This is a genomic window from Arthrospira sp. PCC 9901 (genome assembly GCF_059013425.1).
The window spans coordinates 2,902,327-2,927,822 of the sequence record NZ_CP102296.1 but is presented as its reverse complement, the minus strand read 5'-3'; the positions used below and the strand labels follow the sequence as shown (position 1 = coordinate 2,927,822).

The 25,496-nt window shown below is 43.6% G+C and carries 27 protein-coding genes; 15 read left to right on the top strand and 12 right to left on the bottom strand.

The features are described 5' to 3' along the window. Nucleotides 1-37 precede the first annotated feature (37 nt). Complete coding sequence (gene pruA, locus NLZ44_RS12845; protein ID WP_493750025.1) at nt 38-3,016, top strand: L-glutamate gamma-semialdehyde dehydrogenase; 2,979 nt, start codon at nt 38-40, stop codon at nt 3,014-3,016. A gap of 54 nt (nt 3,017-3,070) precedes the next feature. Here pruA and NLZ44_RS12840 read toward each other — a convergent pair whose 3' ends face one another. Then, the gene (locus tag NLZ44_RS12840) at nt 3,071-4,120 is read right to left on the bottom strand and encodes an anthranilate phosphoribosyltransferase family protein (protein WP_493750024.1); all 1,050 of its coding nucleotides are present in this window, start codon (nt 4,118-4,120) and stop codon (nt 3,071-3,073) included. Between the two features lie 85 nt (nt 4,121-4,205). Further along, the gene (locus tag NLZ44_RS12835; RefSeq protein WP_493750023.1) at nt 4,206-5,201 is read right to left on the bottom strand and encodes a LysR family transcriptional regulator; all 996 of its coding nucleotides are present in this window, start codon (nt 5,199-5,201) and stop codon (nt 4,206-4,208) included. Between the two features lie 109 nt (nt 5,202-5,310). On the opposite strand from NLZ44_RS12835, the gene NLZ44_RS12830 reads away from it, so the two are divergent. Both NLZ44_RS12830 and NLZ44_RS12825 read left to right on the top strand, forming a co-directional pair. Next, the gene (locus tag NLZ44_RS12830; RefSeq protein WP_006670478.1) at nt 5,311-5,772 is read left to right on the top strand and encodes an SRPBCC family protein; all 462 of its coding nucleotides are present in this window, start codon (nt 5,311-5,313) and stop codon (nt 5,770-5,772) included. Beyond that, nucleotides 5,756-5,944 carry a CPXCG motif-containing cysteine-rich protein gene (locus NLZ44_RS12825; RefSeq protein ID WP_035759523.1) on the top strand — a complete coding sequence of 63 codons (189 nt, stop codon included), beginning with the start codon at nt 5,756-5,758 and terminating at the stop codon, nt 5,942-5,944. The genes NLZ44_RS12830 and NLZ44_RS12825 overlap by 17 nt, the downstream gene beginning before the upstream one ends. Here NLZ44_RS12825 and menD read toward each other — a convergent pair. Next, nucleotides 5,941-7,683 carry a 2-succinyl-5-enolpyruvyl-6-hydroxy-3-cyclohexene-1-carboxylic-acid synthase gene (gene menD, locus NLZ44_RS12820; RefSeq protein WP_493750022.1) on the bottom strand — a complete coding sequence of 581 codons (1,743 nt, stop codon included), beginning with the start codon at nt 7,681-7,683 and terminating at the stop codon, nt 5,941-5,943. The genes NLZ44_RS12825 and menD overlap by 4 nt on opposite strands. 186 nt (nt 7,684-7,869) lie before the next feature. On the opposite strand from menD, the gene NLZ44_RS12815 reads away from it, so the two are divergent. From NLZ44_RS12815 to NLZ44_RS12805, 3 genes are all read left to right on the top strand, one after another. Then, a complete protein-coding gene (locus NLZ44_RS12815; RefSeq protein WP_493750021.1) occupies nt 7,870-8,205 on the top strand; it encodes a DUF565 domain-containing protein in 336 nt (111 codons plus the stop codon). A gap of 13 nt (nt 8,206-8,218) precedes the next feature. Next, nucleotides 8,219-9,262 carry a glycerate kinase gene (locus tag NLZ44_RS12810; protein WP_493750020.1) on the top strand — a complete coding sequence of 348 codons (1,044 nt, stop codon included), beginning with the start codon at nt 8,219-8,221 and terminating at the stop codon, nt 9,260-9,262. A gap of 257 nt (nt 9,263-9,519) precedes the next feature. Then, a complete protein-coding gene (locus NLZ44_RS12805; RefSeq protein ID WP_008051279.1) occupies nt 9,520-9,693 on the top strand; it encodes a hypothetical protein in 174 nt (57 codons plus the stop codon). A 113-nt stretch (nt 9,694-9,806) separates the two neighbouring features. Here the strand turns inward: NLZ44_RS12805 and NLZ44_RS12800 are convergent, their stop codons facing one another. Beyond that, the gene (locus tag NLZ44_RS12800) at nt 9,807-10,259 is read right to left on the bottom strand and encodes a pentapeptide repeat-containing protein (RefSeq protein WP_199325023.1); all 453 of its coding nucleotides are present in this window, start codon (nt 10,257-10,259) and stop codon (nt 9,807-9,809) included. Between NLZ44_RS12800 and NLZ44_RS12795 the strand changes: the two genes are divergently transcribed. After that, nucleotides 10,228-10,818, top strand: a complete 591-nt coding sequence (locus NLZ44_RS12795) for a YraN family protein (protein WP_008051284.1) — start codon at nt 10,228-10,230, stop codon at nt 10,816-10,818. The two genes, NLZ44_RS12800 and NLZ44_RS12795, sit on opposite strands and share 32 nt — an antisense overlap. Before the next feature lie 42 nt (nt 10,819-10,860). Here NLZ44_RS12795 and NLZ44_RS12790 read toward each other — a convergent pair whose 3' ends face one another. Next, entirely contained in the window at nt 10,861-11,250 is a 390-nt protein-coding gene (locus NLZ44_RS12790) for a hypothetical protein (protein ID WP_006670471.1), read from the bottom strand. 336 nt (nt 11,251-11,586) lie between these two features. Between NLZ44_RS12790 and queA the strand changes: the two genes are divergently transcribed. After that, the gene (gene queA, locus NLZ44_RS12785; protein WP_223064827.1) at nt 11,587-12,705 is read left to right on the top strand and encodes a tRNA preQ1(34) S-adenosylmethionine ribosyltransferase-isomerase QueA; all 1,119 of its coding nucleotides are present in this window, start codon (nt 11,587-11,589) and stop codon (nt 12,703-12,705) included. Nucleotides 12,706-12,763: 58 nt separating this feature from the next. Here the strand turns inward: queA and rpmF are convergent, their stop codons facing one another. Together rpmF and NLZ44_RS12775 are read right to left on the bottom strand one after the other, a co-directional pair. After that, nucleotides 12,764-12,940 carry a 50S ribosomal protein L32 gene (gene rpmF, locus NLZ44_RS12780; RefSeq protein WP_006618712.1) on the bottom strand — a complete coding sequence of 59 codons (177 nt, stop codon included), beginning with the start codon at nt 12,938-12,940 and terminating at the stop codon, nt 12,764-12,766. 133 nt (nt 12,941-13,073) lie between these two features. Next, complete coding sequence (locus NLZ44_RS12775; RefSeq protein WP_035759515.1) at nt 13,074-13,577, bottom strand: 2TM domain-containing protein; 504 nt, start codon at nt 13,575-13,577, stop codon at nt 13,074-13,076. A gap of 139 nt (nt 13,578-13,716) precedes the next feature. Between NLZ44_RS12775 and NLZ44_RS12770 the strand changes: the two genes are divergently transcribed. After that, nucleotides 13,717-14,865: an AAA family ATPase gene (locus NLZ44_RS12770; RefSeq protein WP_493750019.1), complete on the top strand. Its 1,149-nt coding sequence runs from the start codon at nt 13,717-13,719 to the stop codon at nt 14,863-14,865. A 249-nt stretch (nt 14,866-15,114) separates the two neighbouring features. Beyond that, on the top strand, nt 15,115-17,067 hold the full coding sequence (locus NLZ44_RS12765) for a methyl-accepting chemotaxis protein (RefSeq protein WP_493750018.1): 1,953 nt from the start codon (nt 15,115-15,117) through the stop codon (nt 17,065-17,067). 59 nt (nt 17,068-17,126) lie between these two features. Here NLZ44_RS12765 and NLZ44_RS12760 read toward each other — a convergent pair whose 3' ends face one another. Beyond that, complete coding sequence (locus NLZ44_RS12760; protein WP_493750017.1) at nt 17,127-17,975, bottom strand: alpha/beta hydrolase; 849 nt, start codon at nt 17,973-17,975, stop codon at nt 17,127-17,129. Between the two features lie 147 nt (nt 17,976-18,122). Here NLZ44_RS12760 and NLZ44_RS12755 point away from each other — a divergent pair, with 147 nt between their 5' ends. From NLZ44_RS12755 to NLZ44_RS12740, 4 genes are all read left to right on the top strand, one after another. Continuing rightward, complete coding sequence (locus NLZ44_RS12755; protein WP_493750016.1) at nt 18,123-18,827, top strand: RibD family protein; 705 nt, start codon at nt 18,123-18,125, stop codon at nt 18,825-18,827. Between the two features lie 36 nt (nt 18,828-18,863). Continuing rightward, nucleotides 18,864-20,060: a GNAT family N-acetyltransferase gene (locus tag NLZ44_RS12750; protein ID WP_493750015.1), complete on the top strand. Its 1,197-nt coding sequence runs from the start codon at nt 18,864-18,866 to the stop codon at nt 20,058-20,060. A gap of 157 nt (nt 20,061-20,217) precedes the next feature. After that, the gene (locus tag NLZ44_RS12745) at nt 20,218-20,475 is read left to right on the top strand and encodes a hypothetical protein (RefSeq protein ID WP_008051295.1); all 258 of its coding nucleotides are present in this window, start codon (nt 20,218-20,220) and stop codon (nt 20,473-20,475) included. 93 nt (nt 20,476-20,568) lie between these two features. Continuing rightward, nucleotides 20,569-22,131: a tetratricopeptide repeat protein gene (locus NLZ44_RS12740; protein WP_493750014.1), complete on the top strand. Its 1,563-nt coding sequence runs from the start codon at nt 20,569-20,571 to the stop codon at nt 22,129-22,131. Between the two features lie 90 nt (nt 22,132-22,221). Here NLZ44_RS12740 and NLZ44_RS12735 read toward each other — a convergent pair whose 3' ends face one another. After that, nucleotides 22,222-23,058, bottom strand: coding sequence for a hypothetical protein (locus NLZ44_RS12735; RefSeq protein WP_493750013.1), 837 nt, complete (start codon nt 23,056-23,058; stop codon nt 22,222-22,224). Next, complete coding sequence (locus NLZ44_RS12730) at nt 23,049-24,158, bottom strand: AAA family ATPase (RefSeq protein ID WP_008051302.1); 1,110 nt, start codon at nt 24,156-24,158, stop codon at nt 23,049-23,051. Before NLZ44_RS12730 ends, NLZ44_RS12735 begins: the two co-directional genes overlap by 10 nt. Before the next feature lie 172 nt (nt 24,159-24,330). Here NLZ44_RS12730 and NLZ44_RS12725 point away from each other — a divergent pair, with 172 nt between their 5' ends. After that, nucleotides 24,331-24,495 (top strand): tetratricopeptide repeat protein, encoded by a 165-nt coding sequence (locus NLZ44_RS12725; RefSeq protein WP_493750012.1) that lies wholly within the window; start codon nt 24,331-24,333, stop codon nt 24,493-24,495. Nucleotides 24,496-24,535: 40 nt separating this feature from the next. Here the strand turns inward: NLZ44_RS12725 and NLZ44_RS12720 are convergent, their stop codons facing one another. Together NLZ44_RS12720 and NLZ44_RS12715 are read right to left on the bottom strand one after the other, a co-directional pair. After that, a complete protein-coding gene (locus tag NLZ44_RS12720; protein WP_493750011.1) occupies nt 24,536-24,721 on the bottom strand; it encodes a hypothetical protein in 186 nt (61 codons plus the stop codon). A 401-nt stretch (nt 24,722-25,122) separates the two neighbouring features. After that, entirely contained in the window at nt 25,123-25,446 is a 324-nt protein-coding gene (locus tag NLZ44_RS12715; protein ID WP_493750010.1) for a DUF760 domain-containing protein, read from the bottom strand. Nucleotides 25,447-25,496 lie beyond the last annotated feature (50 nt).

Genomic DNA, 25,496 nt, shown 5'->3' with positions numbered 1-25,496 from the left:
TATATCAATGTTCACCATTTCTGATACTCAATAACCTGTGGTTGCACAACTATCTAATAATACCTACGAACCCAAAACCCAAGAAATCGCCCGAGAACTTCTAGCGGCGACCCAACAGAAAAAACAATCTCTGTTTGGTAAAATCCAGGACCAGATGCGTTGGGATGACAAAATCCTGGACTGGGCGATGTCTAACCCCGGTTTGCGGGTGCAATTGTTTCATTTTATCGACTGTTTACCGGCGCTGCGGAGTAAACCGGAAATTGCGGCTCACCTTCAGGAATACCTGACGGCGGAAGAGGTGGAACTCCCGGACTCGCTGAAAAAGCTGCTTAATTTTGCTAACGCTGACTCGGTAGCTGGGAAAATGGCAGCTACGACAGTAGCCCCGGCTGTAGAAACGCTGGCTCAGAAATATATCGCGGGGGCGGATATTCCGCAAATTATCAAAACTCTGGAAAGGTTGCGTAAAGATAAACTAGGCTTTACTGTAGACCTGCTAGGAGAGGCGGTGATTACGGAAACGGAAGCGGAATCATATCTGAATAGTTACTTGGAATTAATGGAAAAACTGTCGGCGGCGGCGCAGCTGTGGTCAACAGTTCCCCAAATTGATGAAGCGGACGGAAAGGCTATTCCTAGGGTGCAGGTTTCGGTGAAATTGACGGCTTTTTATTCGCAGTTTGACCCGCTTGATGCTAAGGGAAGTGAGGAGAAAGTAAGCGATCGCATCCGCACTTTATTAAGACGGGCGAAAGAAGTTGGGGCGGCGGTGCATTTTGATATGGAACAATACGCCTATAAGGACCTAACTTTAAGCATCCTCAAAAATCTGTTAATGGAAGAGGAATTCCGCGATCGCACTGATATCGGTGTCACGGTTCAAGCCTACCTACGCGATAGCGCCAAAGACCTAGAAGGCATTATTGAATGGGCAAAATTGCGGGGATATCCGGTGACGGTTAGACTGGTAAAAGGTGCTTATTGGGACCAGGAAACTATCAAGGCGATGCAAAATGACTGGCCGCAACCAGTATTTAATGATAAGGCTGCGACTGATGCTAATTACGAAAGGCTGACCCAATTAATGTTGGAAAATCACGCCTATATTTATTCTGCTATCGGTAGCCATAACGTCCGTTCCCAGGCGAAAGCGATCGCTATAGCGGAAACCTTAAAAGTACCCCAACGCGCCTTTGAGATGCAAGTTCTCTATGGTATGGGAGACCAACTTGCCAAACAATTAGCCGCTAAAGGTTATCGAGTGCGGATGTATTGTCCCTATGGTGAACTACTACCAGGGATGTCTTATCTAATTCGGCGACTGTTAGAAAATACGGCTAATTCCTCTTTTATTCGCCAAAGTTCAGAACAGCGACCTTTAGAAGAACTATTAGCGCCTCCTGTTGGTGATAATGATAGCACAATTCACCAGACTTGGAAACCTGTATTTCCTAATGCGGCGGATAGTGATTATGCGGATGCAATTATTCGCGATCGCGCTTTGGCTGCCTTGGGAAATGTGCGATCGCAGTTGGGTAAAACCTACTTACCTCTGATTAATGGTAAATGGGAAAATACAGAGAATTTTGTGGATTCCGTTAACCCGGCTCAACCTACGGAAATAGTCGGCAAAATTGGTTTGGCTAATATTGAACAAGCCGAAAAAGCGATCGCTGCTGCGAAAGCTGCATTTCCTAGCTGGAAAAAGACCCCCGTTAGCCGACGCGCCGCTGTATTACGGAAGGCGGCAGAATTGCTAGAACAACGTCGCCATGAATTATGCGGCTGGATGGTGTTTGAGGTGGGGAAAGCCTTATCTCAGTGTGATGCGGAAGTGTCGGAAGCTATTGATTTTTGCCTTTTTTATGCGGCGGAAATGGAACGGCTAGACCAGGGTTATATTTATGATACAGCCGGGGAAAGCGATCGCTATTCCTATCAACCTCGTGGTATCTCGTTAGTCATTTCTCCCTGGAATTTCCCCCTAGCTATTCCGGTGGGGATGACTGTCGCTTCCTTAGTCACGGGAAATTGTACCCTGTTAAAACCTGCGGAAACTTCTGCTATTATTGGTGCGAAAATTGCCCAGATTTTGGTGGAAGCTGGGGTTCCTGATGGGGTGTTTCAATTTATCCCTAGTAAGGGTTCAACCGTGGGGGCTCATTTAGTTAAACATCCTGATGTTCAGATGATTACCTTTACAGGTTCTCAGGAAGTGGGTTGTTGGATATATGCAGAGGCGGCGATTTTGCGACCAGGACAAAAACACCTTAAACGAGTAGTGGCGGAAATGGGTGGCAAAAATGCCATTATTGTTGATGAAAGTGCAGACCTTGATCAAGCGGTCGGGGGAGTTGTTTATTCCGCTTTTGGTTATACGGGTCAAAAATGTTCTGCTTGTTCGCGGGTGGTGGTTTTAGAACCTGTTTATGATGTGTTTGTGTCGCGGTTGGTGGAAGCGGTGCGATCGCTTAATGTGGGTGATCCGGCTGATCCTAGTACCTTTGTGGGTCCGGTGATTGATCATAACGCCCAAACCAAGATTAAAGAATACATTGAGATGGGTAAACAAGAAGCAGAAATTGCGATCGCATTAGATGCACCATCTACCGGGTATTTTGTCGGTCCGACCGTGTTTGTTAATGTTTCTCCTACTGCGAAAATTGCCCAAGAGGAGATTTTTGGTCCGGTTTTGGCGGTGATTAAAGCATCAAATTTTGATGAGGCGATCGATATTGCTAACGGGACTAATTATGCTTTGACTGGGGGTTTGTATTCTCGCACCCCTTCTCATATTCAGAAGGCTAAGGCTGATTTTGAAGTGGGAAATCTCTATATTAACCGGGGAATTACCGGGGCGATCGTTTCCCGTCAACCCTTCGGTGGCTTTAAACTCTCTGGTGTCGGTTCCAAGGCGGGGGGACCTGATTATCTCCTGCAATTCTTGGAACCTCGCACTATTACGGAGAACATCCAGCGACAAGGTTTTGCACCTATTCAAGGGGTGGATTAATTACCTTGACAAATGGGGCATTATGCCCCATAATTAAACCATTGGTATGGGTGGTTATAAACTGTTGGCGATCGCTTCTAATTTCTGGGCTACCATCCCTTGAGTTAGTAACTCCTGCGCGTGTTTCAGACCTGTTTCTATGTCCGCACAAACTCCCGCACACCACAGATAAAAACCCCCATTCCAAATGGCAGCCTGCATTAACTCTCCCGGTTCCCCCTCCAAGACAGCCTTGATATTATTAATCAGTTCATCTAGGGAATTAAGAGCAACTTCTTTCCCCCCATAACCATAATCATGGGGATGCAATAACAGACGTTCAAAAGTCGAGGTTTCCGGGTTGTCTATACTGGGGCGGTTGATGCCGATAATACAGGTGCGATCGCGGGGTAAATCGCAACTACCTTCTAATCCCTTAACCGTGATAAATTGCCGCTGATTTCGCAATTCTAGGGCGGTTCGGAACATTGATTCCGTGGGGGGGTGAACATAGCCACAGGCGATAGTTGCATCTCCTAAATAGGGAGACCACATTAACTCTAATGTAGCAATAGGCGGACGTTTCCCAATTTCTCGGCGGGGTCCAACTAGGTTCATGGCTAGGGGAAAATGGGTGGGAAGATGAATAAATCCTAAATCTGTCGTCTGGAAGATTTCCTGCATTCTAATTAGGCTAATTCCTTCCCAATTTATGCCTAATTGTTGCCAAATTTCATGTAAACAAATACCCTCTTTGGTCGGCATTCGATCGCCTCCATGTAAAATGGTTGGGACTCCGGTGGCGCTGAGAATTAACCCGGTGAGAATGGTCATGGGAACAGTACGCGATCGCCCATCATAGGGATGAGTTAAAATCATCGGAGGACGCACAGCATTAGTTAAATGGGGTCCTAATTCTGCATAAACATCTAGCATTCCCGCTAATTCTTCTCCCGTGGGTCGCCGAATGCGGTGGGCGATTAAAAAAGCCCCTACCTGTACGGGTGTTGCTTCTTGCTGTAACATCATGCGTAAGGCTTCGGCGGCTTCTTCGCGAGTTAGGGCTTCGCTGGTGTGGGTTCCGCTTCCCACTTTTTTCAGTAATGTTCTAAAGCGATCGCTCATTTAAGTTGCTGTTGTGGTAGTGAACAGAAGAGAAAACCAGTATAATCGAAAGCGGATACCTTTAGGAATTGTTAGCTATTTGATGTTAACCAATTAAGCATTTTATCCCCAATTCTTCCAACTCTGAGTCTACCTCTGGGGGGATTAATTCGTGTACCAATTTCCAGAAATATTGTATGGGGGGAATTTGCAGGCGATCGCGACTGGTGACAATGGCAACCTCCCGAGTCCAACCCAAGTCAGATCCACCACTATAAAAGGAACCTGATTTACTATTTATAGCCCCTTCAAAAGGTGCGATCGTTCTAATCGCTAAACTGCTATCCGTCGCCGCTTCTACTAATGCTGAACGTGGTAACAGTGCAATTACTTCTCCCTGACGGACTACACCCCGAAAAGCATCCAGTGTATTTAACTCTAAAACCGCCTTGAGAGTAGCGCCAGCTTCAGCAAATCTTTCCTGTACTAAACGCTGCATTCCATAACCATCTTTAAATACCACTTGAGGATAACTAATTAACTCCTGCCAAGGAACATGATTATATCGCGCTAGGGGGTGATTTTTTGCCATTAATACTTGTATCGGTTCTTTATAGAGAATATCCACCAATAAATCGGAACTAGCCGTAAAAGCCCGATTATTCATGACAAGTGCCACATCAACCAATCCATCTTTTAGCACTTTTAAAGCGCGATCGCTTCCTAATGATGTTACCCGCAATTGTACATCAGGATAAGCATAGCAAAACTTTTGCAAAACTGGGGGGAGATAAGACGCACATAGGGAGTGAATAGCCGCCACGCATAATTCCGCCTGCTGTCCCGCTAATAATGATGCTAATTCCTGTTGGGCATTTTCCCAAGCCTGACAAATTTTCCGCGCATAGGGCCAAAACCTTTCACCTCCTACCGTCAATTTAGCTTGGTTGCTACGGTGAAATAGGGGTAAACCCAGTTCCGTTTCTAGTCCCTGTACCTGGCGACTAATCGTTGATTGCGTCACGTTGCACTGGACTGCTGCTTTTTGAAAACTTCCGGTTTCGGCAACAGATAAAAAGGCTTGAAGTTGCTCTAAACGCATAGAAATTGGGGTTTGAATATGGCAACGGTAGCATAGACCCCATCCTAACCAATTTCTCGATATAATTTGGTAAAAATTGCTACAACTTTTGATTTAGTATGGTGTTTTTATGCTGCACTTTCAATACTCGTCCCTAATTAACGCGCCCGTTGATGTGGTTTGGAATTTTCACGGCCGATCTGATATCCTGGAGTTGCTGACCCCACCTTGGCAACCTGTGGAAATTATCCGCCGGGAAGGAGGTTTACAGGTGGGGGCTAGATCGGAATTTCTGCTATCTCTTGGTCCAGTTTCGGTGCCATGGGTGGCGGTGCATACTGAGTGCATTCCTTACCAACTGTTTACTGATGAACAGCAACAGGGTCCCATGGCTATTTGGGTACACCGACACCAATTTTCGGAGGTGAATAATCGCACTCGGTTAACTGATGCGATCGCTTTTAGTTTACCAGGTGGCTCCGTGTTTGACAATACCTTGAGTTGGTGGGTTTATTCCCGTCTTCAAGATATGTTCCGCTATCGCCACGATGTTACTAAACTTGAGTGTGAAAATTATGCAAAATACCGCTGAATTTACCTGCGCCTATTGTGGCGAAAGTAATGTCACATTTATCGATTTTAGTGCGGGAGGTCAACAGTCTTATATTGAAGATTGCCAGGTTTGTTGTCGCCCGAATCTTCTTTATATCAGCATAGACGAAGATACATTAGAGATAGAAATTTTCACCGAATACGACGGCTAAAACCTCCATGATATTTCGCGGATTTTGTCCGCCAATTCTTGGTGCAATTCTTGATTTTGTTTGCGGTTAGTCTGCACTTCAATAATCGCCGAAGTTTGGGAGGCGATCGCCTGTTGATAATCTTTCACCAATTCCTCTGGTGTTTGGGGTGAGAAATAGTTGAGATTAAATAATTTGGCAGCATGGTCAAATTGGAGATTGTGGGGGGTGGCGAAGTAGTTTTCAAATAAATCATTAAATTTAGCAATGGGTAAAAATGAAAATATCCCGCCCCCATTATTATTAATAGCAATAATCCACAGGGGATGATTCAGGGAATTAACCATAGATAAAGAGTTGAGATCATGGAGGAATGCCAAATCGCCAATTAGCAGAGTTGTGGGAGTATTTAAACCCTGACCAAACCCAGTAGCAGAGGCAATAATTCCATCAATGCCGCTAGTCCCTCGGTTGGCTGCTATTCTGACTGAATTTCCCCCATAAATTCCATATTGATCCATATCTCGAATTGGCATACTATTGGCTAAAAATAAGCCACTGTCTGCGGGGATATGCTGGGAGACTAAATGGGCGATCGCCATTTCATTTAAGGTGGAATCTTTAGTTAAATAGCTGTCAATAGTTGCGCGAATTTTCGCGGACTTTAGCCATAATTTATCCTGCCAATTTTGGCAAATATTCGGATCTAAAAGAGGTGATAATGACTCACATAATTGTTCGATCTTACTTTCAATGCGATGGGAAACAATATGGGCCGGGTCGTGGCGGCTGGGTGAGTCCGTTATCATAATATAGTAACGGGGTGGGTGGGTTTCTAAATACTCTAAAAACCGTTTTGATAAAATGCGATCGCCTATTTGTATCACCGTCTCTAGGCGATCGTCACTCAGCCCTATATCCGTTAAAAATAACTGATTATCAATAGTGTTTCCCAACCTTAAACCTGAACGAATATCCGCAAAAATAGGGAATTGTAGCCTTTTTGCGAATTGTGCAACTGCTTTAATTTCCGACATAGAGTTTAATCTACCAATGGCTAAAACTCCCCTTGTCGTATTATTTAAAATCTTGAATATTTCATTAATAATATGGGCGGATTGTGTGACCATAGGAGTAGGGTAATCCGTCCAAGCCCTACCACTATTTAACCAAGGTTTGAGGGGGAGAGTATAACCCAATGTAATCGCTGAATTAGTCGGGGCGAGGGGTTCGCGGAACATACAATTAAGGTGAACAGGTCCGTGCGATCGCTTGGCACGATAAACAGCTTGATCAATAGTCGTTAAAACAAACGTCGGCGAAATCTTTTCATCAGGACAAGGAATATCAAATTTCCAACGCACATAATCACCATAAAGATTGACCTGATCAATAGTCTGATTAGCCCCCGTTTGTCGCAATTCTGGTGGGCGGTCAGCCGAGATAATAATCATCGGTAAATTATCCGTAGCCGCCTCAATAACAGCCGGGAAATAGTTAGCAGCAGCCGACCCAGAAGTAGAGACCAAAACCGCTGGCTTTCCTGTCGCCCTCGCGTAGCCGATCGCATGAAACGCCGCACCCCTTTCGTCTAAAAAAACTCGCCGTTGCGCTTCGGAATTACGGGCGATCGCCACAGTTAAAGGAGTGGATCGGGAACCAGGAGATACAATAAAATAACTCGCCCCATTGCGAATTAACTCCTCGACAATTAGGTTCCCCCAAAGTATATTAATATTGGGTGCGTCAAACAAATTCAATGGTCAAACCTCAGTAAATTGTCAACGTTATCATAGATCTGCGATCTGGGACAAGTGTTATAGCCAATGGCGAGTTTTGACACCTGTAGACTAACAAATATAGCTGATTGGGGAGTTGATGCCACAACCGCCGTTATAATACTTTCATCCTACAGTATATTTGACATATCGCTGCTATAATCTCCTATGCAAAACACTCGTTTAAACAGATTTACTGATGCGATCGCCCAGCAAACCTTGCAATGGTTTCGTAACCCCTGGCGGCGGATCTCCGTATTATTGATTAGCCTATTTTTTGGCTTCTTCCTGGGAGTGGCGATCGCCACAATAGTTGGACAAGCCGGAAGTTGGGATGTCACCGTCGCATTTATCACCCTCCTAGTCACCGAATGGATTAGTTGGCTATCTTACCGCAAAGTCCCTCGCAGTGAAATCAATTCTTTATGGCTAGACCTCCTTAATAGTCTGAAAATTGGCATGACTTATAGTTTATTTTTGCTGGCATTTTTACTGGGTTCTTAGAGATTATTCAATCATGATAGAAATTTTACAATCTTTGGCAACTGCTACCCAACCAACACCTGAACAATGGCAACAACTGCTGAAACGAGAATTAAATAATCCCCAGAAAATGGCGGCTTTTGGTATCACTCACGAACAGCTAGAAACTACAATTAGACAACGTTATAAATTAGGGCGATCGCTCCTTAAACATAATCCAGATTTACCGATTCTCTGGGAACAGCTACCCACATTGTGGGAATTTTGGCTACCATTAGCCATGCAATTATCTCAGTTAAGACAAATTCTTAATCGTCCTTTAGTACAGGGAATCTTAGGCGGACAGGGAACCGGAAAAACTACCACTACAACTGTCATTTCTCGGATTCTAAATCTACTTAACTATCAAGCCATTAGTATTTCTATTGATGATTTATATAAGACTTACGCCGATCGTCAAAGGCTGCGAGAACAAGATCCCCGTTTAATCTGGCGAGGTCCCCCCGGCACTCATGATATTGACATCGGAATACAACTTCTTGACCAACTCCGAAACCCTACACCCGGACAAAAAATAACTATTCCCCGGTTTGATAAGTCTCTCTGGAATGGAGAAGGCGATCGCATAGAACCCCAACAGATAGAAGCACCTGATATCATCTTATTTGAGGGCTGGTTTGTGGGATGTCAACCCGTAGAAGACCAGGCGTTTAATCATCCACCACCCCCTATTATTACTGATAGCGATCGCCAATTTTCGCGAGAAATTAACCACAAATTAAAAGAGTATTTACCCCTCTGGCAACGTTTGGATAGATTAATAGTTCTCAACCCCGTTGATTATCGCTTATCCCAACAGTGGCGCGCACAAGCTGAACAGGAGATGAAAGCATTGGGTAAGTCGGGAATGACCGACACAGAAATCAATCAATTTGTCGAATACTTTTGGAAGTCCTTACATCCCGAATTGTTTATTAATCCTCTACTAACAGATAGCGATCGTGTCCATTTAGTAGTCGATATTCAGCCAGATCATTCCGTCGGGAGAGTTTATAAACCTGTCCCCAGATTAAGGTGATATTTTTACAGCCATCTGTGCTATAGTGAAATTTAGCTAAACTGAGTGCATCTTAGTAGTCGCTAATTTAACTCAAATCCTCGGAAATCAACCCCAATTAATAAGTATAAATACTCACCCTCTAACCATTGATTGATTGATTGAGATAACTTATGAGAGTGACAAGTAATTCTTACCTCAAACCATTGCTTTTTCACTATCCATAATGTGATAATGATTCAAAAGATATCAACCCGATGTGTTAGGAGGGTGTGTTAATGGATAATTATATTGCTTACGGACTTTTGTTAGCTTTGGTAAACGGTGCTATCTGTATCTCCATCCCCGCGTTGATATCTTACACCAAGCGCAAAAGCCATCCCCAAGCCACCCCAGATGATGTCGCCGCCACAATCAACCTGAAAGAACTATTGTCTCAGGAAGCCAACTAGGAGAGCTTTTTTGAGTGACAGCCAAAAACCCGGCAATTTCGGGAGATAACCTAGGATTCGCAATGGCTTCTCAGGTTATCCCTGTTGTTTGGTCTGCTGATAGAGAGTTTAATTTAATCGCAGTAGAGAGTCTCGCGGGTATCGCGTCCCGTGACTGGATTTGTACCGTCCGCCACTTCACAAAGCAGTTGTTGCTGATCTCGACGCAACATGACATCAGTAAAATCAGCCCCAGTAATAATCGCCCCACGGAAATCCGCATTGTAGGCGTAGGCTTCCTCCAGCAAAGCATTAGTGAGATTAGCCCTAACTAACCGCGCCGTGTCTAGGGTAGCAAGACGTAAATCAGCAGACTCTAGGTTAATATCCTGCATTTTCGCCCCAAATAGGCTAACTCCCCGTAGGTCGGTATGACTGAAATTGCTACCCTGTAGGTTAGCAAAATCAAACTCGGAGTCCTTGAGGTCCTGTCCTGAGAAGTCCACGCCTATCAGATTGCGTTTTTCGTAGTTTTCCGCGATCGCCACAGTAGGTATGGTAATAGTAGCTATTATTGCCCAACCCATCCCTAAAATTAAAGCGATCGCTGCTATACGCGAGAGAATTGTCCTATTGATTATCCTGGGAAACGAGAAACCCATACCTTTTGATCTATCTATCCAAAAATCTATAATTGAGTTTACTGTAATGTCGCGTCATATAGGAACATTGGGAGAACAACTGGTCGCGCAATGGTTACAACAAACAGGCTGGCGGATTTCATACCATCAATATCATTGTCGTTGGGGAGAAATCGACCTGATTGGTCATCGAGAAACCACCATAATTTTTGTAGAAGTCAAAACCCGCAGTCGCGGAAACTGGGACGCAAACGGTGCTTTAGCCATTACTGTCACCAAACAAGCCAAACTGATCCGAACTGCAGAACACTTTTTAAGCACCCATCCCCATTTCAGCAATCATCCTTGTCGATTCGATGTCGCCCTAGTGAGATGTCAACACCAGAACCCAGCAGCAAAGAACCCGATTAAACCATCATCTCAAATTGTGACACCCGGTAAACCCATCGACATAGAAGCCTATCAGCTTACCCTAGAAGACTATATCGAATCAGCTTTTCCCTGAGCGAAATCGGCGCAACTTCCAGCCCAAAAATCAAGTTAAAGATCAGGCTAAAGCCTCTGGACAATACCCCAGACCCCTAACAAACTGAGTGCGGAATGTTTCAATATCCTCTCGGTTTGGGCTACCATGAGAAACCACCGCCACCTGGTAGCGACGCATCACACTCAAGGGAGATTGTCCCGTTTCCAAGGCCCACAAAGCCATCTGAATGCGAATGTCGGGTTCATAGGGAATCCCCAATTCGTACATAAAAGCCCTAAAATCACCGTGTTGGTGGGGCGTTAAATATTCACTCATCTTAACTTTGACGATCCAGCCGTCAATTTGATGAATCACGGTCATAAACTTGACCGGAAGCTGAGTTTCACCCCTAAGAAAATCAACAACTCTCAGTGTTAAACTCGTATTGGCAAGGTAATATAGATATTCCATTCCGTTTTTCTCCCGCGTCTTGCTGTCTCCCCCACCCGCTTGCAACTCCTCAATGGTCAAGGACTTGTTACCCACTGCTGCGACAGTGCAATAGTTATTAGGGTATCGGTTACTAGGTTTCGAGTGTCGGGTGTTAGGTCTCAGCCAGAGGCTTTCAGAAAAATTCCTTACTCCCCGTTCTGGTGTTCCCTATTCCCTGTTCTGTATTTCCTGTTTTGACAAGGCTATACTTATATCATTGCGGGATATTACCCCTTTTAATAGGGGAAAAACACCCGATCTGATCTGGGGGATTCTACCCAAGTTTACCCCAGATCAGCGATTTTATTGTTGGGAATGACAGAAGTAGTGGACAAATTAGATAGAACTTTGCAGGGGTATGACTATGAATTACCTCCCGATCGCATCGCCCAAAATCCAGTAATCCCTAGGGACTCATCCCGCCTGTTAGTGGTGGATTCGCCGCCGTCCCATCAACACCGTTTATTTCGGGATTTACCCGATTTATTGCAACCAGAGGATTTACTGATTCTCAATAATACCCGTGTACTCCCCGCCCGTCTCTACGGTCGCAAGAGTACCTCGGCGGCGATTGAGATTTTATTGCTACAGGAACAAGCCCCAAACTGTTGGTTAGCTTTGGTCAAGCCCGGAAAACGGTTTAAGATAGGCGATCGCCTAGAGTTTCCCTCCAAATCTGGCCGCGAAATACTCTATGCTACTGTTATTGATACCAACCCCGGTACGGGCGGAAGGTTGCTCAAGTTTGAGGTTCCCCAAGGTCAATCTTTGGTTTCCATTTTAGATCAATTTGGCGAAATCCCTTTTCCTCCCTATGTTACTGATTCTCAGGCTGTGGCGGAACAGTATCAAACTATTTATGGGACGCGCCCTGGGGCGGTAGCTGCACCCACCGCCGGGTTACACTTTACAGAAGAACTATTCCAACGACTTTCAGACCACCACATTGATCATGCTTTCCTCACCCTTCATGTGGGGTTAGGGACTTTTCGCCCCGTAGAAGTTGAGGATATTACCACCCACCAAATGCACGCCGAATGGGTGGAATTGCGCCCGGAAACCGTCGATAAAATTAATCAAACCCGCGCCCGTGGTGGTCGCATCATTGCCGTGGGAACTACGGTAGTGCGGACTTTGGAAGGCATAGCAGCCGCCCAAAATTCTCTCGATGGCTGCATTCAACCCTACTGCGGGGAAATTAACCTATTTATTTATCCTGGCTATCGGTGGCGGGTCATTGATGGACTGATTACTAATTTTCACCTACCGCGATCGAGTTTACTGATGTTGGTATCCGCTTTAATTGGTCGCGAAAGACTGATGAAATTATATCAGGATGCCTTAGAACAACCGCCCAATGATTTCGGGAACCGATATCGCTTTTACTCTTTTGGTGATGCTATGTTGATTCTGCCATCAGCCGTTCAAAAATAACCCCAAAGCCGGACATCAACACAAACTGACATCCGGCTTTTGAACCAACATCCCGGGGTTATTCCTCGTCGCCCTCCTCATCATCTGTCGGATAGACGAAACTTGCGGATCGACCTGTAAGGACCGATTTACCTAGGGATAAGGCTTTTTCGGCTTGGACTCTAGCTTTGCGCTTCCAAGTCGCTTTTCGCATATTCCGCTTTGATTTAGAGGTTCGTTTCTTTGGAACAGCCATGACCAGATTAAACTCAAATTTAACAAGACAAACTCTGATTGTATCATATTCGGCGACAATATGGCATCGGCTACCCGGAACCCCCAACCCCAACCCGTCAGCTAAACCCCAATACCCAATTCATTGATAACTATTATGATTGAATGCCTTTAATGACGCGATCGGCAATCATTCCCAGGGAGTTTCCTAGCTGCTTTTTCAGCCGCCATTTGGCAAAGTCTTTATCGTATGCTTCTCCCTGAGTTTGATAGGCTTTCCAGGCTTGCAAACTCAATCCTAGACCCCATAGTAAAGCGATCGTTAAAGCAAAAGCCATACCCTGGGTAGTCACCAGATTTAATAAAATCAGGAAAGAGTTAACGATCGCATATTTAACAGCATCTTGCCGTAATTTTTGCCGACGTTCCTGATTAAATACCTGTTTTTCGGTTAACTCGACTTTCCGAGTCTGCCATTCCAATTCCGCCGCCTGTAAATTTTCCGGGCTAATTCCCAACTCCATTGCCATTTCCTCCAACTGGGTGCGGGTGAGTTCCCCAGTTTCTTGACCGCGTGCCATGGCAATTTGTAAAATTTCCTGGGCATCTTCTTGTTGAATATAAGTGGGACTGATGTTGGTATTTAGATTATTTTCCATAGCCAATGTCTGTATAACTGTTCTCATAACTGCGATTTTAGCAAGTTTTGAGTAAACTTGAGCAGTCGCCACCGTCTCCGATTATCCAGTCACCGCAGATATATTCAGTTATACTATAGCCAAAATTATGGTCATTTAGATGATTATATCACACATAATCCTGAAAAATTGGCGCAACTTTCGCGCGGTTGAGGTGGACTTATGCGATCGCATATTTATAGTAGGTCCAAATGCCTGTGGTAAGTCTAACTTTCTCGATGCTTTCAGATTTTTAAGGGATTTAGCCAAACCCGGCGGCGGTCTGCAAAAAGCCGTAAGCGATCGAGGTGGAGTTTCTCAAATTCGGAGTCTTTCCGCCCGTCGTTATCCTCATGTAGAAATCGAAATCCATCTATCCCCAGCCAATGGGACAGCACCCCTTTGGAAATACGCCATAGGATTTAAACAGAGGAAAGGTGGGAAAAATGAACCCATTATTGCTTATGAAAAAGTCTGGCATCACCACCAACAAATTATCAACCGACCTGATCAAGATGATCAACGAGATGAGTTAAGACTTACCCAAACATATTTAGAGCAAATTAATGCCAATGCCCAATTTAGAGACATTGCCAAATTTTTAGAATCGATTTTATACCTACATATAATTCCCCAATTAGTTCGCCACCCCGAAGCATTTGCTACCCCCGGACTTTCCGAAGATCCCTTTGGCAGAAATTTTTTAGAAAGGGTAGCCAAGACACCCGAAAAAACTCGCAGATCACGACTCAAAAAAATTGAAGAAGCCCTCAAGTTAGCTGTCCCCCAGTTAAAAAATTTAACTGATACTAAAGATGAAATGGGTGCCCCTCATTTAGAGGCGATTTATGAACATTGGCGACCCCAAGCCGGAAAACAAAGGGAAGACCAATTTTCTGATGGTACATTAAGACTAATTGGACTACTCTGGTCTTTGTTAGAATCGGATTCCTTATTATTACTAGAGGAGCCAGAATTATCATTAAATTCGGGAATTATCAACCAGCTACCTGCCCTAATATATCGACTACAAAGGTCTAAAAAAAGGCAAGTTATTATTACTACCCATAGTGCCGATTTACTTTCAGACCAGGGTATTGGTGGCGAAGAAGTTATCTTAATGATACCTAAGCCGGAGGGAACCGAAGTTAAAATTGCTTCTCATGATGACAACATTAGACTGTTATTAGAAGGAGGTTTAACTATAGCAGATGCTGCATTACCTCAGACCGTCCCCCCTCAAATTCAACAACTAAGTTTATTCTCATGATTAAGTTTGTGCAAAAATCATGGCAAATAGAAGGGGCTAAGGTTAATTCTCCTAGTCTAAGGCGGGCTATGGATGTAATCATAGCGTTTCAGCCTACATGGACTTAATACAAACCCATCACTGGGGTGAGCAAATTTTACCAAAACTTTACATATTAAATAAGCACTGGGATAAAGCCAACATAATGGTTATGCTATAATCACAGCAGATCATCACAGAACCCTCAATCCTTAATCAATTCATATAATTATGTTAAACTCCCATAGCCCAAATCAACCAAACTCCCAGTTTACCCTCAAAAGTTCTCTGACCAGAAAAACCTTATTTCAGATTACTGTATGTACAGCTTTAATTGTGACGGTTAGTGCGATCGCTAATTATATGCAAGCGATATCAGCATTGAGAAATCAGAAATTAACGCAACTAGAAGAATATGTAGTGCAAAGAGTAGCCAGAGAACAGCAAATCTTTGATTTGGCGGCGGATAATCATGCTATCCTGAAATCGGAAATTCTGAGGACATTTGCACAACCAGCCCCCGCCAATTTAGAAGAGGAATTTAATAATTTATTTATCCGATACCCGGACGGCGTTATCCGTAACAACCCCGCCAATTTTGATGGGGAACGTCAGGCGGGAGTGTATATTGATAAATCCTTAGAAATTACCCCAGAAATTCGTCGTAAAGTCATTGATTTACAAAGGTTAATCGAATCCTACGGTAGGGCGTGGCATCATCGTTTTGATAGTACCTTCATTATGACCCCGGAGAATATTACTATTGTTTATTGGCCGCAAGTTCCTAATTATGTTAAAGAAGCTGATCCTAACTTTTATATGCCCCAAAAACCAGAGTATTTAGTCGCCACTCCTGAGAATAATCCTCAAAGAAAAACTGTGTGGACTACACCCTATTATGAACCAGTCAGTCAGCTTTGGTTAGTCACGGCTTCAACCCCCGTTGATTATAATGGTCAAACCATAGGAACTCTTGGTCATGACATCACCCTAAATCAGTTAATCGAAAGAACAGTTAATAATCATATTGAAGGAGGATATAACCTAATTTTTACAGGAGATGGTCAGTTAATCGCTCATCCCGACCTCATAGATAAAATTCAAGATAGCACTACTACGGTTAAGATCCAAAACTTGCAGGATAGTAACTTAATGAATATATTTCAATTAGTGACAAATGCTCCCCAAAATCAATTTATAATACCTAATTATCAAGATAATCAATACCTAGTTTTTCGACAAATGCCTGGTCTTAACTGGTATTTTGTTACGGTTTTTCCTCGGTCTATTTTAAGAAAACAATCCCTAATTTTTGTGATGACAAATATCCTGATTGAAGTAATTTTACTATTATCATTAATGGTCTTAGTTTGGGTGGTTTTAAAACGACAAGTATCGGCACCATTGCAACAACTAATTAATGCGACTCAGACAATTTCCGCAGGTAATTATAATGTGTCTATTCCAGACAAGAGACAGGATGAACTAGGTTTTTTGGCTCACTCTTTTAACTTAATGGCTGCGGAGATATCTAATAGAAACAAAGAATTACAAGGAACATTACAAAATCAGAAAATGTTAGTGCATGAAGTCACGATAACTATGAATGAGTTAAACAGTTCAGCTAGGGGTTCCGCTGAACAGGCTTCTAAGGCAGCATTAGCAGCTAAACAGGTATTATATTTGATTAAAGGTTATCACGAATCTGCGGATAGTTATTACCATGATGGTTTACAAGAAACGGTGAATAAACTTGCCGATAAAATCTCGGATTTAAACAATAAGATTGTCCAAATTGGCTTAATATCTACTATGGTCAGTAATTTCGCGAATCAAACTAATATATTGGCTTTAAATGCTGCGGTTGAGGCGGTACAAGCTGACCATAATAGTGGACAAGGATTTAATGTAATCGCGAATGAGATTCGTAAACTGGCTGATCAAAGTAAATCCTCAGCGGCAGAAATTAACAATTTAGTAAATGATATTAAAAAAGCGATGAGTTCTACAGTCCGAGTCACAGAGGAAAGTAAAACCGGATTTAATGAGGTGGTTAATGGGATTAACAGTATAGTAGAAAATTCTCAGACTATTTCTCTCAATATTAATCAGCAATCAGTAGCTATTGAACAGGTTTTAGAGATGATGAATGATTTAAATGTCAATTATGAAATTCCCAGATAAATCGGGTTAAATTGATGGGGCGATCGCTACAGTTTAGACCCATGATAGATAAAATTGTTTTACAGACTTTCCAAAAATTTCTTGATGGTTTCCCGATAGCGATCGCCTCCCATTTCTCTGACATGATTGTGATCAGCATCAGGAATCATCAGCAGTTGTTTGGGTTCAGGACAAGCCTGGTATAACTTCTCACTCATACTGGCGGGAACCAACTCATCAGCAGTCCCGTGTGTGAATAAAATCGGCATTTTCAATTCCCGAACTTTCGCAATAGAATCAAATCTTTGATGCAATAACCAATTAATTGGAAAAATCCCATATTGTTTCTTGACCTTGACCAGATCGAGAATAGAAGTAAAGGAACTTTCGATAATCAATCCGGCAATTTCGGGGTGTTTGGTAGCCAAGTTAATAGCGATCGCACCTCCCAAAGAATGCCCAAATACGACAATTTTATTGGGGGGTATTTGGCGCTCATTAACCAAATAATTAAAAGCTAACTCGGCATCTTCATAAACTTGTTGTTCACAGGGAAAGCGATCGCTACTACAACCATAACCTCGATAATCTATCAACCACACGGAAAATCCCAGATTATGAAATTGTTTAGCATAGCCCAAATTGCCACCAATATTACTACTGTTCCCATGCAAATCCAAAATCACCATGTCGGAATCTCCAGGAATCCACCAACCATTAATCTGTTCACTATCTGATGCAGAATCGGGGAATTTTAACCAAACCTCTTGATATGGCATCCCTAACAAATCGGGAGTTTTTTCAATCATCCTGGACGGGAAAAAAATCAACCTATTTTGAAACAAAAGCAACCCGACACAAATAACGAGATAGCTAACTATAGCCAGGACAGTGATAATTAAGATAGCTTTAGGGAACAATGAAATCATAGAATTAAATCTGATGTCTATTTTCGGAAATTAATGCCGATCTGTAGATCATGGCTAGTATATCTAAACTAGATATACTGTCTTGCATCTGGTGAGACCCTGTTTTAAGATCACTAATGGCAAGTTGAGAGCCAAAACTAGGCGCTTATGGATGAGATAATTCCAACCACCCGACCCTACACTACTGTTATTTTAGCCATGAGTGCGGATGGCAAAATTGCTGATCCGATGCGATCGCCTGCCAGATTTGGCTCTAATGCCGATATAATTCACCTAGAACGACAAATTGCCCAAGCCGACGCTGTACTGTTCGGAAACGGCACTCTCGCCGCCTATGGAACGGTTTTAAGGGTGTCTTCAACGGAATTGTTAGGCGCGCGGGAAAAAAACGGAAAACCCCCCCAACCAGCTCAAATAGTCTGTTCCGCATCAGGAAAAATTAACCCAACCCTCAAATTTTTTCAACAGCCTGTTCCCAAATGGTTACTGACCACATTCTTAGGGGGTCAGCCTTGGAAACGATTTTCCGACCACTTCGACGAAGTGATCGTCGCTGACGACTCCAATGGAGTGATCACCTGGTCAGAAGCGTTACAGCAACTGAGAGACCGAGGTATACAGAGACTAGCGGTCTTAGGTGGTGGTCAGCTAGTGGCATCTTTAATGGCTTACCATGCGATCGATGAGTTTCAACTCACAGTCTGTCCCCTAATTTTGGGGGGAACCACATCACCCACTCCGGTGGACGGAGAAGGATTTTTATCTCGCTTCGCACCCCATTTACAATTGTTGAGTGTCCAACAGGTAGATGATGAGGTATTTCTGCACTATCGGGTTAAATCTCCCGATTAAAATCGCTAGAATATCATAGCGCTTTTAATTTTCAGCATGAATACCTTACACTCAAATCAATCGCCGTATTCGGTAGCTTGGATTAGTCAAATTTCGGAAGTCCCTCAGTCGGAGTGGGATCAACTCGCCCAACCCCTGAAAACTCCCTTTTTTGAATGGGACTGGCTGCATAATTTGGAGGCTTCTGGTAGTGCCACGGGACAGGCGGGTTGGCTACCCAATCATCTGACAGTGTGGCGAGATTCTCAATTAGTCGCGGCCGCACCATTATATCTCAAAGGTCACAGTCGCGGTGAATTTGTTTTTGACCACCAATGGGCTGATTTGGCTTATCAATTGGGGATTGAATACTATCCCAAAATGTTGGGGATGTCACCTTTTACACCAGCAGAAGGCTATCGATTTTTAATTGCACCCTCGGAGGATGAGGAGGAAATTACTGGGTTAATGGTGCATGAAATAGATCGCTTTTGTATTAACCATAAAATTTCGGGCTGCCATTTTCTTTATGTAGATCGTCAATGGCAGTCTACTCTGGAAAAACAGGGATTTACCCCTTGGTTGCATCATAGTTATATCTGGCAAAATCAAGGATATAATAGTTTTGATGATTACTTAAAAATATTTAATGCTAATCAACGCCGTAATATCAAACGAGAACGAAAAGCCTTAGACAAAGTGGGGCTGGAAATGCGGATTTTGACGGGTGATGATATCCCTAAATCTATGTTTTCGCTGATGTATGATTTTTATGCGAGTACCTGCGATAAATTTGGCTGGTGGGGAAGTAAATATCTGACTCGGAAATTTTTTGAACAGTTACACCATGATTATCGTCACCGGGTGGTTTTTGTAGCTGCATATACTGAATTAGACGATCGCCAACCTATGGGGATGTCATTCTGTTTGACTAAAGGCGATCGCCTATATGGTCGCTATTGGGGAAGTTTACAAGATGTCGATTGTTTACACTTTAATGCTTGTTATTATTCCCCTATTGAATGGGGGATTAATCATGGGATTCAATCCTTTGACCCCGGGGCGGGAGGACGACATAAACAGCGTCGCGGTTTTCCAGCCAGACCTAACTACAGTCTCCATCGTTTTTATGATGGTCGTCTCTCTCAAATTCTCCGCAACCATATTCACCGCATTAATGACATGGAAAAACAGGAAATTAACTACCTTAATCAAGATTTACCATTCACCGATAACAGCTTAACTGATTTTTAGATATAGCCACGAGTTCCCAGACTGGCTGTGGTCATGGTCTTAACCCGCCATAGCCTAGTCTTCATAGTTAGTTAGAAAATATCCCCCCACAGATAGATAATAATTCAGATACAATTTGCTATAATTGAGACGGTGTGCAAATATATATACAATAATTATGTCAAATTCCCCCAGATTACAAGGAACTGATCTAGTAGATTGTGCCAAATCCAGTGCGAAACAGGGACTAGAGGAAGCCGCCCGCAATTGTGGATATGGAGAAGATATAGAAGCCTTTACTAGCAGCTTAAAAAAGGCTTGTCATGATATGGGAATCAAGAATGTTGAAACCCTCAGCGATCTAATTACCGATCGCCAAAAGATAGTACAGCAAGGAGGCGTTGAAATTGCCCCCGACAGTGCGAGTTCCCTATAACTGCTAACTCAACCGGATCAATCCGAAATCCTCAGAAGTAAGGAATGGGATAGGTTCAGACTCCTACCCAGTCAATACTTCCATAGGTGCGCCATGAGTCTAGTTAAAAATTGTTTGCGTCCGGTGCAAGCTATCATAGCAGCCGGAGTAATCACCCTGTTATCTGTCAGTAATGCGATCGCCCTAATGGCGGAAGAAATCGATCGCATCAGTGAAAAAATTACCGTCTCCATCAACGGTATCAACCCCGGTTCAGGAGTAATTATCGCCCGTGAGGGAGACCTGTATTATGTACTGACAGCTAACCATGTTGTCCGTAGTCCCGATGAATACATAATTATCACCCATGACGGCGAAAAATACCCCCTAGACTACGATCGCGTCATTAGACTACCGGGAATCGACTTAGCAGTTTTAGCCTTTAGTAGCGATCGCACCTACCCCCTGGCGCAAATTGCCGATTATGATTATGATGCTGAATCCAGACATATTTTCATTTCCGGCTGGCCAGAATTTCAGCCCCGCCTATTTACCGCCGGGTTACTAATTAGCCAAGCCTACAAACTCGCCTTTGTCAAAGAACCCACCACCCGTGGTTATGACCTATTTTATACCAATTTCACCCAGGTAGGTATGAGTGGGGGGCCGATTTTAGACACCCAAGGTCAGGTAATTGGTATTCATGGAATGTCAGAAGGTCAAATCCTCATAGACCAGATCACCGGAACCAGCAATCGAGTTACAGTAGGCTACAGTGCAGGTATTCCCGTCAACCGATTTTTGCAATCAGGGATTCCCCTTAACCTCAATATCAGCGATCGCCAACCAGACCCCCCTACCCCCCGCGAATTACAATCTATTTCGGCTTATATGCAGGTTCCCCAAGTTAGCGATCGCTTTAGCGCCATCGACTGGACCAATCGCGGAAATCAGCTTTATCGCCACGAAAGATGGCGAGACTCCTTAGAAGCCTTTGAAAGGGCGATTAACATACAGTCTAATTTTTATCCGGCTTGGTATGGTCGCGCCAATGCGTTATCCTCCCTGAGTCAATACGATGAGGCGATCGCATCCTATGATCGCGCTACCCAACTCCAACCTAATTTTCATCCCGCATGGCGCGATCGTGGGGCGCTATTAATGTCTCTCGGTCGCCACGAGGAAGCCTTACAAGCCTTTGACCGCCTCCTACAAATTCAACCTGATGATTATGGGATTTGGTATTTACGCGGCAATATTTTAATGAATCACCTAGATGACTACCCAGAGGCGGCGAGATCTTATGCTCGCGTGATCAATATCAAACCTGATTTTACCCCCGCTTTCACCGCTAAAGCCCAAGCCCTATTTCGCCTGGGAGACTATGGAGAGGCGATCGCATGGCTAGATGAGTCTCTCCATCAAAATTCTCACCAAAGGGAAGCCTGGGTTTTAAGGGGTCAAATCTTTATGGCAATTCAACGTTACGCACAAGCCCTTAATGCCTATAATCGCGCTGTTAATCTTGATAGTAACCACTCTCAAAGTTGGTTAGGTAAGGCGATCGCATATCTGCGACTCAACCGCGACCAAGAGGCTAAAGATGCAGCCCAAAGGGCATTAGAAATTAATCCTGGCGACCTAGAAATTCAACAATTTCTACAAACACTCCCCTAAAAATCAGTAGGGGCAGCTTTCCGCCGCCCCTAAGACCAAACTACATTGATGTACCTACACTTTCGCGATCGCCATTTCCCCCAATTTATTTCAACTTTCCGAAAAATCAGTCTCCTCAATCAACTGACGGAGTTTCTTCCATTCTGGTAACCACTCCCAAACCCCATCTGTGCGTTCAATTCTAGTCACAACTCTTTCAATGAATACTTCCTCTGGGTGCTTTTTATTTGAACTCTCTTCAAATCCCCAATCACCGAGTTTGTCTCTCATGGCGTAGAGTAAATCCTTCCCCGCAAAATAATGGAGATAATTTTGAAAACGAGATCCTGCTGATTTGAATTTAGGAAGTAAATCCCTGAATTTCCCTTGCACATCTTTCTCTGACACAATTCTCTCGCCCTTATATTCTCTAACAATTTCAGCTATCCTTACTTCGCAGTAATCTTCGCCTAGTTTGGGCGGGAATGAATGTCCTTGTCGAACTTTGTCACCCCAAAAATTCTTGAATTTTTCGCAAGCCAAAGCAGTTCTTGCCGCCGAATATGCAGCAATTTTCTGGGCTGCTTGGTCTAAAGCATTCTGATACTCAGAGTCTGATGGTGCTTTCTTTCCTAATGCATCTCGGACGACTACCGGATCGATTAAATAGTTTTCAATCTCTTTTCTCTCCCACGCCCAACCGACCCATATTTGGTCATATACACATCGAATGGGTTCATTGGTTATTTGCCAATCTCGACAATCGAAATCATGATCGACCAAACAAGCTAAATTTGGTTGTCGGTCACGGTCGGCGATAATACTACTCAGAAAGCTGGAAGTTTTGCCACCGAGAGGGTGAATTTCACATTTTGGTAATAACTGACGAATGACTCGAATATCAATGCTTTTAGGACCTCCTTCGCAGTAGAGATTGGTTACAGACACAGCGTTCCTCCCGGTAAACGGTAGGTTTCACTTTCTCCAACAACATTGCTCACCGAGTCAGAGTGAGTGGTAATAATAAATTGACAGGTCGGTTCAATTTTCATCAGTTGGGATACAAAATATTGAGCAGCCGGAGGATGTAAGTTCAAATCTATTTCATCGATTAATACCACCGAATAAGCAATTTGTTGCCTGACAAATTCATATAACAAAGGAAAAACAGACTGTTCTCCGGCTGACATTTCTTGAACGTCATAGGTTCGATATCCATCATTCAGCAGAAAATAAGTTTCTGAACCTGTTGGATCATTTTGAGTGGGCAGTTTTTCTATCCCAGCAAATGAGCGATCGGGAAAAACTTTTTTATAAAGTCTTTCTATCTGCAATAAATAACTATTTGAATAATCGCCAATTCCTGATTCTTGGTTTCTGTGCCAATCAATCAGGTATTGTCGTAAAATGCCGACTCCCACATCAAAGGATGCTTGACTACTACTTTCGTTGAGATTGTCTCTGCTACTGTCTGGCTTGGAATGGGAACCTAAGTTCCTGAACTGGTCAAACCAAAAAACTCCGGGAAGTTTGGCAAAATAATGTCGGACAGATTGTTCTCTCCTATTGATAAACCATTGAGCATAATATCTTCCTCTAAATTGGGCGCGTTCTGCGGGAGTATCTCCAGCTTTCCAAAAATCACCGTTTAACAGAAGACTCACTCTCCGGCTATCTCCCGGTTCGACAAATTCCCGCATTTCTTTGAATTCGTCAGGTTGAGCATCGTACCATTTTTTTGCCAGTTCAGAAGTGGTTTTTAATTCTTCCTCCTCAAATAAAATCTGCATCTCAATCTTTGGCGATCCCCACCTAAAATGGCGACCGGGAAGGAAACCGATCCAGTTAAAATCTGCTACATCTCGAATCCGACCAGTTGCTAAGGCTAAAGGAAGGGCGATCGCCTGTAAGAGGGTCGTTTTACCTGTTCCGTTATCGCCGAGGATCAGATAGCGATCGCTCACCTCGTCCAGAATATTATTCTTGAATGAAATTTCTAGGTCCTGAAATCGTTTGAAGTTTTCGATTTTAATCGATTCTACTTTCATATAATTAAATTTTTTCTGTGCGTGCATCCTAGATCGGTATCTCGGAGATGGCTACCCCCTTCTCCCGTCACCAATTTTAACCGGAACAGATCGCCTATGTGGATCTCCCAAATTTGAGGCGGCGATCGCTTATACTGGCGCGATCAATATCAAACCTGATTTTATCCCCGCTTTGACCGCTAAAGCCCAAGCCCTATTTCACCTGGGAGACTATGCAGAGGCGATCGCATATCTGCGACTCAACCGCGACCAAGAGGCTAAAGATGCAGCCCAAAGGGCATTAGAAATTAATCCTGGCGACCTAGAAATTCAACAATTTCTACAAACACTCCCCTAAAAATCAGTAGGGGCAGCTTTCCGCCGCCCCTAAGACCAAACTACATTGATGTACCTACACTTTCGCGATCGCCATCCTCATTCGTGCCTTCATAACCACTTTGAACAACTAGACCCTCGTGATTGTTGAAGCTCTTCCAGGCAGGTGAATTAGGCGAGGAGGTCGCAGCTACATCAGAAACCAAAGCAAAGCCTCCACCCGTCGAAGCCACTAGCCCGAGTAACACAATTATTCTCTTCATTTTTTGATGCACCCTGATTCTCTACTTACCCAGTGCGACTTGGCTGGGCAGCCCAAAGTGGGTTATAGCTATCTCCCACCCGACAGCAAAATTAATCAACTCATAACCCCGGACAGAGGCAGTCCTCTCACCAGAGATTTGTTAACTAATTACTGCTTCGATCCTAGGTTTATATTGTCTTACAAACCTATAGGTTTGGGTAGTGGGCAGTAACCCATCAGGGGGATAACCACTGATAATCTCAATTCTCAATTTCTGGAAACTTATACCTAGTTAGCACCGGGGTCGGGGAGAGTTACTCTCAAAATTGGCAGTTTTTCTGAAGAGGCAAAAAACTTGATGGGAGCCAATTCTACTGACTCCCCGGACCTGCTAAATGTTTCTGTTTAACTGTAAATATTAGAAACCGATTTTTCAAACTCCATGCGCTGTTTAGCTTTGTTGAGAAAATATCCATTCATCATCGCAGAAGCTAGAAGGCGACCAAGATTTTCACGGCTAGTAGTAATTGTGACATCAAAATGCTCAGAAGGCAATCCACCAAGCATTTGCAGTAGATTATGTTCCATCAATTGGGCTACATCGGGATCAGGTTGGGAGAGTTGGGCTATTGTTTCCGGGGGCATTGATTTCACATATTGCCACAATCCATTACTGCCGGAAAGGCGATCGCCACAAAACTCAGGAACTCCATTTGACTTGTTATTCATTTGCCAGATCCTGTAATAATCTATCTTTAACTATACTATAGCCATATCAC

Bases quoted from the DNA above. Each gene is read 5' to 3' on its own strand.
- NLZ44_RS12800 (WP_199325023.1), bottom strand. From the start codon at position 10,259: ATGGGTTGGGCAATAATAGCTACTATTACCATACCTACTGTGGCGATC.
- NLZ44_RS12745 (WP_008051295.1), top strand. From the start codon at position 20,218: ATGTCAAATTCCCCCAGATTACAAGGAACTGATCTAGTAGATTGTGCC.
- NLZ44_RS12825 (WP_035759523.1), top strand. From the start codon at position 5,756: ATGCAAAATACCGCTGAATTTACCTGCGCCTATTGTGGCGAAAGTAAT.
- NLZ44_RS12805 (WP_008051279.1), top strand. From the start codon at position 9,520: ATGGATAATTATATTGCTTACGGACTTTTGTTAGCTTTGGTAAACGGT.
- NLZ44_RS12775 (WP_035759515.1), bottom strand. From the start codon at position 13,577: ATGGAAAATAATCTAAATACCAACATCAGTCCCACTTATATTCAACAA.
- NLZ44_RS12750 (WP_493750015.1), top strand. From the start codon at position 18,864: ATGAATACCTTACACTCAAATCAATCGCCGTATTCGGTAGCTTGGATT.
- NLZ44_RS12760 (WP_493750017.1), bottom strand. From the start codon at position 17,975: ATGATTTCATTGTTCCCTAAAGCTATCTTAATTATCACTGTCCTGGCT.
- NLZ44_RS12815 (WP_493750021.1), top strand. From the start codon at position 7,870: ATGCAAAACACTCGTTTAAACAGATTTACTGATGCGATCGCCCAGCAA.
- NLZ44_RS12765 (WP_493750018.1), top strand. From the start codon at position 15,115: ATGTTAAACTCCCATAGCCCAAATCAACCAAACTCCCAGTTTACCCTC.
- queA (WP_223064827.1), top strand. From the start codon at position 11,587: ATGACAGAAGTAGTGGACAAATTAGATAGAACTTTGCAGGGGTATGAC.
- NLZ44_RS12830 (WP_006670478.1), top strand. From the start codon at position 5,311: ATGCTGCACTTTCAATACTCGTCCCTAATTAACGCGCCCGTTGATGTG.
- NLZ44_RS12840 (WP_493750024.1), bottom strand. From the start codon at position 4,120: ATGAGCGATCGCTTTAGAACATTACTGAAAAAAGTGGGAAGCGGAACC.
- NLZ44_RS12770 (WP_493750019.1), top strand. From the start codon at position 13,717: ATGATTATATCACACATAATCCTGAAAAATTGGCGCAACTTTCGCGCG.
- NLZ44_RS12730 (WP_008051302.1), bottom strand. From the start codon at position 24,158: ATGAAAGTAGAATCGATTAAAATCGAAAACTTCAAACGATTTCAGGAC.
- NLZ44_RS12835 (WP_493750023.1), bottom strand. From the start codon at position 5,201: ATGCGTTTAGAGCAACTTCAAGCCTTTTTATCTGTTGCCGAAACCGGA.
- rpmF (WP_006618712.1), bottom strand. From the start codon at position 12,940: ATGGCTGTTCCAAAGAAACGAACCTCTAAATCAAAGCGGAATATGCGA.
- NLZ44_RS12740 (WP_493750014.1), top strand. From the start codon at position 20,569: ATGAGTCTAGTTAAAAATTGTTTGCGTCCGGTGCAAGCTATCATAGCA.
- NLZ44_RS12755 (WP_493750016.1), top strand. From the start codon at position 18,123: ATGGATGAGATAATTCCAACCACCCGACCCTACACTACTGTTATTTTA.
- NLZ44_RS12790 (WP_006670471.1), bottom strand. From the start codon at position 11,250: ATGGAATATCTATATTACCTTGCCAATACGAGTTTAACACTGAGAGTT.
- NLZ44_RS12810 (WP_493750020.1), top strand. From the start codon at position 8,219: ATGATAGAAATTTTACAATCTTTGGCAACTGCTACCCAACCAACACCT.
- NLZ44_RS12795 (WP_008051284.1), top strand. From the start codon at position 10,228: ATGGTAATAGTAGCTATTATTGCCCAACCCATCCCTAAAATTAAAGCG.
- NLZ44_RS12715 (WP_493750010.1), bottom strand. From the start codon at position 25,446: ATGAATAACAAGTCAAATGGAGTTCCTGAGTTTTGTGGCGATCGCCTT.